The organism is Candidatus Infernicultor aquiphilus (assembly GCF_002784285.1).
Lineage (GTDB): Bacteria > Atribacterota > Phoenicimicrobiia > Phoenicimicrobiales > Phoenicimicrobiaceae > Infernicultor > Infernicultor aquiphilus.
Genome location: NZ_PFKO01000148.1, coordinates 1 through 12,261, shown reverse-complemented (window position 1 = coordinate 12,261; position 12,261 = coordinate 1). Strand labels below are relative to the sequence as shown.

Below are 12,261 nucleotides of genomic sequence, written 5' to 3'. Positions count from 1 at the left end.
TTTCTCTTCGATTGGTTCCGTAATAAAATCTCTTTGCATCCAAAACCAGCCAATTACTTCTTTTATCTGTGATAAATTCCATTTATCTAAAATTTTTCTAAATAAACCATTTTTATCGTGTATTTTTTCAATACCTTGTAAATATACTAAACAGATATGTTGCACCACTCTTTCAGATGAATGTTCTTCTTTAAATTTATACTCTATCGCTGTCTCGTAATGTGGTTGCATTAGTTTATATAAATTTATATCAATTTTATTACTATTTAGATATCCTTGCATAAATGCTTCCCATATCTGTTGCTTTTTAGGGGAGATCTGATTTATTTGTTCTTCGGTCCATTTTTTATCTAACAGTAAATAAAAAATCGTTAGATACCTTCCCAACCAGACATAACTTTCAACTATCTCATTTTCTAAGAGTAATTCATATTTATTTTTAATATTTATTTCCCAACTAACCGGTTGTTCACTCTTTATCTCTTTTTCAAATTTTTTAATTCTATAAGTTAACATAAATAACGCTTCTGTAATCTTTCCAAATGTGGAGTTTAATGCATATATTATAAAATCCCTTCTTTCAGCTTGACTTTCTAATAATTCTTTTTTATCTAATAGCATTTTATCTAATATTTTAAAAATTATTTCCTGAACTCTTGAATAATATTTTTCAGAAAATGATCGGGAATCGTTTATAGTACCCTTTTTAACAAGTTCTCCAATTATCCCTAATATCCAAAAACGATTTGCTTTCCAATCATCATCTTTCACCGTATACTTATCATTCCAAAAATCTTCTGATGTAATATATTGTCTAATAAATTCAAAAAGTTTGCCCCAATCAAGTATTTTTTTATCTTCCCAGGCATCCCGAATACCCCAAAGAATATCGTAAACATACAAATAGCCTGTTTTTAAAAAAGGGTTCAGATCATTAATGAATTTTTCCGGACTTTCTTTGATTACTTCTTTTAATATTTTTGATAACCCGTTAATAGAAGGACCTTTCCAATAATCAGTAGTTCTAAAAGTTGATAAAAATTCAGCAAGTTCTTTATTGGACATTTGTAATATTTTTTCCTTTGTCAGAGGAGAAATCCCCAATCCTGAACTGACCTCAACCTTTCCTATTGCAGGTCGTAATTCTATATCATATTTTGTAACATTTTTTATTTCATCATAAAGCTTCTTAAAATATTGTTCATGGGAAAGAGCTTTATAAAACTTCTGTTTATGTAAAGCGAGATGCAGTTTTTGGTCTTCTTTAAAATCTTCTAATTTCGCTGAATCTTCAATTTTGTTTTTTAATATTTCCCGCTGTTCATCAGTTAATTCTTTAAGATTTTCTAATATATGTTTTAACTCATCTCCAAAAGAGGAAGTATTTTTTAAAATAAAATTTTCAGTATCGTCATTCAATATTTTCCAGAAAAATTCTCTATAATCATCTAAATCATTACCAATAACATAGAGTGCCATTTTGGGAAAGTATAAATATTCCTCTTTAAGAAATATTTTTAGTATTTTTAGAGTGATATTTATATCGTTCTTCGCTTTAGCAATTAAAATTCTTTTTAATATAAATGTTAGTACATCCAAGGGCTCATCTAAATAATCCAACTCTTCGTAAAATGATCTGTAAGTTCCCCCTTCTTTTCTTTTAAGTAATTTCCTAACTTTTTCTACTAGATCTTTAATTACTTTCTCTGAGCATTTTTTACCAATATCTTCAGAATACTTTTCAAATACTTCTTTTAAAAAATGAGAATCAACTAATAATTCTATTTTTTTATCTTTTTTCGAATCTCTTTTCTTTTCTTTGCCTACCGGAGGAATTTTAATTGAAGTAATATACTTAATAATTTTCTCTGCTTTTTTAATGTCATCTGGATTATCTGTTAAGAATTTAGGAAGAAACTTTCTGGTAATTTCTGAACCCGGTAGCATTGTACTAAATCTTGAATTAAGCCAAATAGGAATTAAATTAATAATCTTAAGTGTTATTTTATTATTGGGAAAGTTTAAGAGAATTTTTACAAAGTATCGCCAAGTACGATAATTATCTATATGTTGCCCTTCTGAATCTTTGTATTTTGAGATTTCAATAATTATTAAACGTAATTCATCAATATATTTCTCATTACCTCGAATATTAATTTGTTGAGATATCCGTTCAAGATATGGTAAAACATTCCACTGGGGGATAAGGAAATAACCTTTTTCAGTTTCTTGAGGTCGTGTATTTAGATTAGGTATAAAATAACCTCTTTTTTTTAATTCATCAAACCATTTAGTTTCAGATCTCTTTTCAAAAAATTTGTTTTCATAGACTGTTCTATTTTTAATTCTATTCAAAAGTTCTAATTCTTTTTTGTTTAACATTTTCAGATTTCCTCTATTTCCTTAATTACATCATATGTAGTTGGCCGAGTTTTATCTAATGCATTTTTTAAATTTTCTAAAACACGTTTCAGCGTTTTATATCCCTCGTTATCAATTAAATAAGGGATAGACTTTACTCCAAAAGATTCATAATAAGATTGTTCTAGTTTAAATTTGGTAATTTCATGTGTAAACACGGGACTCAAAAGACAACCCGTTATTTCTATTTTAAATGACTCTTTATTTGATTTATATATTTTATATATTTTTTCAATAACATCCCACTCTGTTAACCCGTAACCTATAAAAACAATGAAACCATCGATATTTGAAAAAAGGTTTCTTAAAAAATTTTCTTTATCACTATAATATTCTAAATATTGATCAACGGTTAAAATTGAATTTTCGATATTTTCATAATTGCCATGTAAATATACAATGTTTCCATCTTTAAATATTTGATAACTAATTTCTTTAATCACGCCTTTATCATATGGTGATGTACAATTATAAATTCTTTGATTGGGATTAATATATAAAGAAGAATATCTTTTTATTCCTAAATCTAAATTAGTTGTTAAATATACTTTAGGATTTATGCTAAATATTAGTTCATATATTTCATTAAGGTTTTTTCTACTTTTTCCTTTTTTTATTTTTATTGTATCCTTTATTGTTTTTTCATATATAATTAACTTTTTCCTCTCATTTTTACATAAAGAATAACAAATGCTTATCACTTTTCGTGGATCGATTTCAGATTCTTTAGATAAGATATCCTCTTCGGCATAGGAAATCATTTTATATTTTAATAGTACTTCTGATAGTTTTTTAGCCATTTCACTCCAAAGAAGACATCCATACATTTTAGCTAAGCCTGCTCCTAAAAAAAGTATAATATTGTCATCTTTTGCTGCCTGATGCAGCTCGGGAAAATCTTTTTCTTGAAACCGAAGTAAATTTTCAATTTTGTCCCTTGAAAAAGCATCTTCCATATCCTTGAACTCCTTTTCATTTATATTCTACTTATATAAGTTTTAGAATCGTGTATTTAGGTTAATATAATCGAGTTAATTAGAACCGAAGTCTAAGGATCTTCACATATTCACATTTTTTCGATTTCCAACATTTGCTATAACAATGAGACAACCTTCCTCTATATTTTGTGAACTTGTAAAGCCTGACCCCAATTCTCACCTGATTCTTTAAAAGATCTCATCTATTATAATATAGGAAACTTCTTATTTGAATACAACTAAATAAGGAGGCACAGGGGACTGGAGCATTAGACCCCTTATAAAAATTAAGAAAAAGTTACCGAATTTTTGAGATAATATAACCATCCCCTATTACATTTAATTGTTAGTCTATTCATTCTCACGCTCTCTGTCTGGATCATTGTCATATGGTATAAGTTGTCCACTATTTATAGTTTTAATGCTCTTGGCTGATATTTGTAAATCAAAGGTTAGTATAGCTTTCCAATTCTTATCATTGTTAATTTTGCCTTCGAGAATTGCTTGGCATTTACCTTTGTGAAAAATAAAATTGCCGGGCTTTCGTTGAAACACGAACACCGATGAATAAGATTTACGGCCTTCAACAGCAAACTGACGCGCCCACTCGCGATTTTGTACGTTGACTAAATCATGGACTGTATTGTTGAAATACAGAATAGCTGACCGATTTCCGTTCTGGACAAGTGTTAGTCTAAGATTTTGAATCACTTGGCTTGCAGCACCATCATTATAGAAGACAAGAGGTAATTGAACAATAAGTAGATCATCTTCACTCTTGGAAGTAGCTGCAAAGGATCTAGGTAGACCAACAATTATTTTACCTCTTCGCCAGTTCATCCACCAGAAACTAAAAATAATGAAAAGCAATGCAAAGACGCTAATGAACAGAGCTACGATATTCACTAACCCTCCCCATGCTGAAACTATACACTCACTTTCCATATTTGTATAAACCTCCATTTTCTTGAAATCTTTTACTAAAGATACAAATATTTATTAAGTAATTCGATACATCTAAACGTTTTAATAAATTATTATTTAGTACGAAGGCATGATGTTTTATTACTAATATCAAATAAACCCGCTCTAAAAGTGTGGATTTTTATACTTCACATTTGATATACTGTAATTTCTTAAAATATGATAAAAGTATAATAATAACACGTCAAAAGATTGTTCTTTAATACACATTTTTATCTTGTAAGTGTGTAAAAGAAACATTACTTGTCACATTTATTGAAAGACCGTAGTCGCATATCCCTTGTTATTTTAAGTCAAAAAACTATCTTTCTTTCCTATATTGTTTTATCAAAGTATCAATTAAAAATTCTGATAATGTCTTGCTAGAATTAACTGCTAATTTTGCATGGTGTCTTTCTGGTTTATATCGTCTAGTATGAGCATCACTCATTTCATTTCTCATATTAGCCAAGCCATTTATAATTGAAATTAATCCAGATAAAATCTGTTTTATTGAATCCGGGTAATCAATATTAGATGGGTCGAGATTCAATAATCTTTTAATCCTTTGATATGCAGCTATTAAATCTCCTTTATATTGATAATCTAAATCATATTTTGAGAGAATATCTACAATTACAGTTTCTGCTAATGTCCTGGCATTAGTTATAGCACCATCAAAATCTTCTTCTAAAATTTTATCATCACATTTTTTTATTTGTTCAGTTAAGAAATCATTTTCGATCTCCCCAAGAGATTCAGGCTCAATGTAAACACTTTCAGTATTTACAATCTTATATCTCTTGCCTTTTTCTATTAGCAAGTATCCATCATATGAGATTATGTTATTTATTTTATCAACAGCTTCTGCCACTTTGAATTCGGTATCGTAATATGATCTCGGATCAACAATTTCCTCAATTACTTTTGCTAATTTAACCGATCCATTTAACTTTTTTATTTTTTCTTCAACATACAACCACCTTGATGGGAATCCTTGTCCGTAAGTATCTCTAAATCCATAACGATTAAACAATTCAACAAGCATTGATCCAGTTAAATATGGAGTATAGTCACAGTCACCATTTATTATCCTTGATAAATGTTTAATTGTAAATTCAGAAACTTTCATCTATATCCTCTTAAGACTCGATTTCACATAATTTAAAATAACCTAACAGTGCTGACTCCTAAAGGTTTTTTCTTACTTAATTAAAGTATTTTTAATTGCTGAGTATGTACAACCATCCTCTATCACATTTATTACTCTTTATTTAAATTGTTTGATATTTCTCGTAAGCTTTCGAGGCTGGATTCCAAATTTTCAATGATATCCTCAACCAGAGCATCGGGGTCAGGAAGATTATCTAAATCTGTTAAACTGTTATCTTTCAGCCAGAAGATATCCAAACTTGTCTTATCTCTTAACACTATTTCATTATAAGTAAATTTCCTAAATCGTTCAGCTTCTTTTCTCCCATGTCTATTTTCAGGATTATAGCATTCAATAAAATTTTTTAAATCCTCAAACTCCATCTTGTTTTCCTTTAAAGTGAAATGCATATTGGTACGTAAGTCATATATCCAAACTTCTTTGGTCCAAGGATTTTTATCTGCGGGGTGATTGTCAAAGAAAATCACATTTGCTTTAACACCCGGCTTGTAAAATATTCCGGTAGGAAGTCTTAAAATGGTATGTAAATCAGTTGTTTCAAGCATCTTTTTTCTGACGGTTTCGCCGGCACCACCTTCAAACAACACATTATCAGGAACTACGACTGCTGCTTTTCCATCAGTTTTCAATAAAGTTCTTACATGCTGGACAAAATTCAATTGCTTATTTGAAGTTGTAGTCCAGAAATCCTGTCTGTTATAAACAAGATCTTCTTTTTCCTGTCTACCTTCTTCGTTAGTAAAGGTCATACTGCTTTTTTTACCAAAAGGCGGATTAGTAAGAATATAATCAAACCGCTCTCCGGGATCGGCAATTAAGGCATCATTTCTGGTAATAGGTGGCATACTATTCATATCGCCAATATTATGTAGAAATAAATTCATTAAACAAAGCCGGTAGGTAGTTGAAACCAATTCCCAACCTCTGAAAGTATTAAATTTTAAAAATTCTTTTTGTTCTTGATTTAGCGAATAATTTTTAGGATTAGAAATAAAATCATATGCGGCAAGAAAAAAACCACCTGTTCCACAGGCAGGATCAGCTATGGTTTTAATTGGTTCGGGTTTTATACATTCAACCATCGCTTTGATAAGTACACGTGGAGTGAAATATTGTCCAGCACCACTTTTAAGGTCCTCTGCGTTTTTCTCAAGCAACCCTTCGTAAATAGTACCCTTAACATCTACACCTAGTATCGCCCAGTTTTCAGAATTTATCATCTGTATAATTCGATAAAGCTTTGCCGGGTCCTGTATCTTGTTCTGAGCCTTCACAAATATCTGGCCTATCAATCCCGATTCTTTCCCAAGCTCTTTCAGTAAATTTAGGTAGTGTGTTTCAAGTTCTACACCTTTTTTATCAATTAAAGTTTGCCAGTTATATCTTTCCGGTATTTTTAAATCTCTGTTATACGGCGGTTTTGAATATTCATCTGCCATTTTTAAAAATATCAGATAGGTTAATTGTTCCAGGTAATCACCGTAAGTGACACCATCATCACGAAGGATAGTACTGAAACTCCATACTCGGGATATTATTGTATCTGTGTTCATCTCTTTTTCCACTTCTTATTTCTTGATTCAAACTTTCCTTTATCTTGTTTTATCCTTTCCAATAGTGTTTCGGCAGACTCGCCTGCCTGACTGTCAATTTTTAATAAGTCTTTTAAATATTTTCTCCCACTGGTTTTTTTCAATTTTTTTTCTCTATCTAAAGCTTCTTTAAATGAATCTACTATTTCATAATAAAATAATCTTATCGGTTCATGTTTTTTGGTCCATTGAGCAGCCTTACCTTTCTGGTGTAATTTCCATCGATCTAATATTTTTTTAGTTTGCCCAATATAGACACTCCCATTGTTGCATTCTATCGCATATACAAACCACTTACCTTGCTCTGATACCAGTAAATTCATCTCATTATTAGCTAAATATCTATTTTCCATTTTTGCTCATTTTATCTTTTTTAATTTTTATTTGTTTTAAAAGTTCACAAGCAGGCAGGTCATTCGGATCTTGTGAAACAAGTTTACCTTCAAATGCTTTTTTTAAGATGCTCTGACGTAGATACTCAATTTTGCTTAGATTTTGCTCAACGATTTTTTCAACTTTATCACACACAGAAAGTCGGGATTCGATTTCACGTACTATATCACTCTGTTCTTTAAGTAAAGGAATAGGTAGAACAAAATCATTAATCAATCCGAAACTAATTGCAGGCATAGCTGCACCCTTAACTTTTATTGAAATTATTTGTTGAAAAAACGGAGAATTTAAAAAGTATAGTAAATACTTTTTACTAATTGTTTCATCTGGGATTACTTTAAATAAGTTATTTGCAATAGCACCTTCCAAACCAGAACAAACAAAACCTGTTGTTGCTCCATATCTTACTAGTGAAACATCTTCTTTATTAACAATATATTTTGAGCTAGGTTTATTTATATATCTAGCAAGTTCATTACCTTGGGTGAAATCAATTATTCTCAAAAAACGAATTTTATTTTGTTCTTTTTTTTCATCTTGAAGATGCCCATCAATTTGAATACCTTGTGAAAATTTGAGACATTCTTTGAATTTTTTATAAACCCAATTCCTATTACCATTTGTTAATTTCCCTTCAAATGCGGCTTTAAGAACTGCTTGCCGATAGATTTTTAGCTGTTCTTGTGTTTTTTTTAAATCTTCGGTTGCCTTATCTAAATCAGAAAATAGTGCTTCGATTTTTTCTACAATACGATTTTGTTCATTTAACGGAGCAATGGGTAGGAAAATATTTGCAAGTTTCCCTGCAGATATATTTGAAATATTCGTAGTTGTAGAAGCCTTTTCTTTTACATTGTTTTTAAAATCAAGAGAAGATAAATAATAAAATATAAATTTATTATTAAGTAATTCTGAAACTCTCAAATTAACAATAAAAGCACCTAAAGTAGATACATAAGGAATACTTTTTATTAAGGAAACTTTTCCTAATAATTTAAGACTATTTGATACAGATATGAGAATATCACCCTTTTTAATTATTTGCTCTTTACGTTTTAAAAATATACTATCCACAAACCATAAATCATTCCAGTCAACTTCTTTCTGAACATTTTTAGTTCTTAAGCATGCTATTAATCCATCTTTATAATCAATATTTTTAGCTGATTTTGGAAATGAAATACCTCTTATAAGCATTAAGCATTCACCAATTTTAGACAATTCCCAATTTTTAGAATAATTAAACATTTAAGCCACCAACACCTCATTTAATTCATTAATTATCTCATCGTACTCATCACCAAACACTTGATAGAATTTACCTATTCCACCAAGTGCATCAAAGGGAGTAAAGTTAAAATTCCCTTTAGTTATTTTCATAGAAGTCATAATATGGTCTTTTATCATTCTAAGCCATTCCATTTGTACTTCGGTAAATTGTATATGTCCTGCATTTTTTCTGAATACCCACTCCTTGAAATTTCGGTTAATAATTTCGGAAAACGGGGCTAACTCTTTATCTATTTTAAGTTCATACCTAATAAGCGACACAATATCAGTAAGCATTCTTTTCGTGCTTATTCCTTTTACTTTATTATCGCCAAGCTGATAATAAGCTCCCCACAATTTTTCTATAGTTAAGGAGTAGGGGGGAGAATTTAAGGCTTCATAGAGTTCTTTTATCATCTTGAAAGTAATTTCTTTTATTCTTTGAGGTTGGCTATAAAATATTTTAAGAGCCGTTATCTCATCTTTATTCTTTTTTATAAACTCCTGAAAAGTTTCTATGGTATTTTGCGCCTGGTTTTGGGTTTGTTTATCCCAATCGGCATTTATAACGGTATCAATATTTATCGTATCTATTATTTGTTCATGTTTTTTTCGAACATTTTCAATATAATCCCTAATATCGGGATTATCAAAAATTTTACAGGCTTTATCTAAAAATTCTTTCTTAGTGTCATCAATTTGCTTTTTAGTTATTTCTTCTTTTTCTACCTCATATTTTTCCCCTGCCTTAGTTTTGATAAAATCCCGATCATTTGCATCAAGCAAGTCTTTAACTACTTCGGTTAGGGACTTGCCCGAGGAAATCTCGGTAAATATTTCTTTTTCCTGTTCAGAGACTGCCCGATCTATTCTGATTAATCTATTTGCGGTGGATAGTAAAATATCTTCTTCCCTGCTACCCATTGCGATGTTCATCATCAGGTCTTTTAAAGGAATTGAGGGTTTTCGTTCAAGTGGTCTACTATCCGTTTTTAATGATTTACAAACACCGACTGCATCTATGATTACATAATGGGTTTTATTATCAGAAGCAGAAGGCGTTACTTTTCTTAAATCATCTTTTAAAAGAGTCCTGGTACCCCTTCCTTTCATCTGTTCAAAATAGTTCTTTGATTTTATATCGCGCATAAAAAATATGCATTCTATCGGCTTTACATCTGTGCCGGTAGCAATCATATCAACTGTAACAGCTATTCTTGGATTATAGTCATTGCGGAATGAAGCAAGTATCGATTTCGGGTCTTCATCAGATTTATAGGTAATTTTCTTGCAAAACTCATTACTTTCGGCAAATTCTTCTCTTATTATCTGAATAATATCGTCTGCGTGACTGTCGGATTTAGCAAAAATCAAGGTCTTGGGAACCTCTTGCCTATTAGGAAATATTTCTTTTAAAAGTTTTTCCTTAAATGTTTTGATTATATTTCGGATTTGGCTGGGATTAACTACGCTTCTATCCAAATCATTTCCAAAATATTGAAACTCTTCGTCTAATTGTTGCCAACGTTCTTCTCTGGTCAGCTTATTTCTGATATCAATAAATTCTTTGGCATTTATTTTACTTCCCTGCTGGGTAATCTCGGTTTCTATGACATAGGTATCGTATCCCACATTCACTCCATCAACTACTGCCTGTTCGTGAGAATATTCGCTAACTATGTTTTCGTGAAAGAAAGCAAAAGTCCTTTTATCGGGAGTGGCAGTAAGCCCTATGTGAAAGGCATCAAAATATTCAATCACTTGCCGCCACAAGTTATATATTGAACGGTGGCATTCATCGATCACAATAAAATCAAAAAATTCGGGTGGATATTTTTCATTGTAGACAACATCTTTGGGCGGTCCAACTAATTTAATTTCATTTAAAGAGATCTCTTCTACGCTTTCATCAAGCTCTTTATCCTTTAAGATTGAATACATTCTTTGAATGGTGCAGATACAAATATGACTGTCTTTTGAAATGTAACTTGAGTTCAAGCGTTGGATATTATAAAGCTCACCTAAATTCCTGGAATCATCAACGGGTGAGTATCCGATAGCTTCCTGTTCTGCTTGCATGCCTAAATTTTTTGTATCTACCAGAAATAAAATTCTTTTGGCATTGGCAAATTTAAGCAATCTGTACATAGAAGTAATTGCAGTATAGGTCTTTCCACTCCCTGTCGCCATTTGAACAAGTGCTCTCGGTCGATTTTCTGAAAATGATCTCTCAAGATTCTTTATGGCAATTATCTGACATCCCCTTAATCCTTTAGTATTCAATTCAGGAAATTTGGCAAGTTTATTTCTTAAAGTATCATCCTGCTTAAGCCATTCCTGCAAAGTCGCCGGTTTTTGAAAATTAAATATTAACCTTGAACGATGTATATGGTCATTAGAATCCGTGAATCTGGTAAGTTTTCCTGTACTCTCATACCTAAATCGAAGAGGTTGGTTATTTACGAACCATTTTAAATGGCTTTCTGCGTATTTTGAAGTTTGGTCTTCGTGCCAAGTCAACCCGATTCCTTCTTCCAGTCTTTTTGCTTCGATTACACCAACCGGTTTTTTACCTATGAAAAGTACATAATCGGCTGGACCGGAATCTGTGGGGTATTCCCTTACTGCTATACCTAATCCAGCAGAAAGATTTAATTGATTTTTATTCTGGATTATCCATTCAGCTTGGATTAAATCTTGGTCAATTTGCTGCCTTGCCTTAACTTCTGGGTTTATATAGCTATAGCTATCAGACATTTTCACTCCTTATTAAATTATTAATTAATCTATTTAATATGTCAGGAGATGTTTTATTTAAAAACTCAGCTATCTCGCTGGTGGAAAAGTTAAATTATTTTTTTCATTTTCAATAACTATCTTTATATAAAGAAAATACTCACCCTTTATATATTACGACAACTTTTTCCTGAATCCTTCTTTTTTGGGAAATAATCTAATCGCCTCTATGTATCAAGGGATGGTTCTTTGTCAAACTTCAAAAATCTATATTTCCCTTATTAAAGCGCCACCAGGGAGCAAAAAATTAATCTTTTCTATTTTTCTATAACTTAATATTAATACGACAAAAGATTTATAAAATCCTTCTTCTTTGGAAAAATGTTCTATTTTTATTTAACAGTAATTGTAATCCCCTGTTCTTCCCATTCCTCCCATTCGAGGGTGGTTATCTCGGGCAATTGGATGAGGGCTTGTAGGTCTTTTAATCCTTTTAGTTCTTCTCTTAAGGCAATTATCTTTTGGGCGAGGGGTTCGCTTATTTGTAACACTTTTACAAGTTCATCCTGGGATGCGGAGTTGATATTTATGGTTTTAGTTTTTGATTGGGCAGGAGGAGGAAAGACGGTTAGAATATCTACTTTGGCTTTATTGAATAATGCTTTGGTTCTATCAGGGCTATATTTATTGGTCCATAAATTTACAAATTGATGCTGAAATATTTCGATTATTTCCG

General features: G+C 31.0%; 8 protein-coding genes and 1 pseudogene. All 9 read right to left on the bottom strand.

What is annotated here, in order from left to right; all coding sequences use genetic code 11:
- Positions 1-2,382, bottom strand: a pseudogene (locus tag COZ07_RS04110) (hypothetical protein); the annotation flags it as partial.
- Positions 2,383-2,384: 2 nt separating this feature from the next.
- The gene (locus tag COZ07_RS04105; protein WP_406607316.1) at positions 2,385-3,377 is read right to left on the bottom strand and encodes an SIR2 family protein; all 993 of its coding nucleotides are present in this window, start codon (positions 3,375-3,377) and stop codon (positions 2,385-2,387) included.
- Positions 3,378-3,749: 372 nt separating this feature from the next.
- On the bottom strand, positions 3,750-4,343 hold the full coding sequence (locus COZ07_RS04100) for a hypothetical protein (protein ID WP_406607315.1): 594 nt from the start codon (positions 4,341-4,343) through the stop codon (positions 3,750-3,752).
- A 340-nt stretch (positions 4,344-4,683) separates the two neighbouring features.
- Positions 4,684-5,493 carry an abortive infection family protein gene (locus COZ07_RS04095; RefSeq protein WP_406607314.1) on the bottom strand — a complete coding sequence of 270 codons (810 nt, stop codon included), beginning with the start codon at positions 5,491-5,493 and terminating at the stop codon, positions 4,684-4,686.
- A gap of 131 nt (positions 5,494-5,624) precedes the next feature.
- Positions 5,625-7,088 (bottom strand): class I SAM-dependent DNA methyltransferase, encoded by a 1,464-nt coding sequence (locus COZ07_RS04090; RefSeq protein WP_406607313.1) that lies wholly within the window; start codon positions 7,086-7,088, stop codon positions 5,625-5,627.
- Complete coding sequence (locus COZ07_RS04085) at positions 7,085-7,480, bottom strand: GIY-YIG nuclease family protein (protein WP_406607312.1); 396 nt, start codon at positions 7,478-7,480, stop codon at positions 7,085-7,087. Before COZ07_RS04085 ends, COZ07_RS04090 begins: the two co-directional genes overlap by 4 nt.
- Complete coding sequence (locus tag COZ07_RS04080) at positions 7,470-8,768, bottom strand: restriction endonuclease subunit S (RefSeq protein ID WP_406607311.1); 1,299 nt, start codon at positions 8,766-8,768, stop codon at positions 7,470-7,472. Before COZ07_RS04080 ends, COZ07_RS04085 begins: the two co-directional genes overlap by 11 nt.
- Positions 8,769-11,546, bottom strand: a complete 2,778-nt coding sequence (locus COZ07_RS04075) for a type I restriction-modification enzyme R subunit C-terminal domain-containing protein (protein WP_406607310.1) — start codon at positions 11,544-11,546, stop codon at positions 8,769-8,771.
- A 371-nt stretch (positions 11,547-11,917) separates the two neighbouring features.
- Positions 11,918-12,261: ComEA family DNA-binding protein (locus tag COZ07_RS04070; protein WP_406607309.1), on the bottom strand; the 344-nt coding region annotated here is incomplete at its 5' end.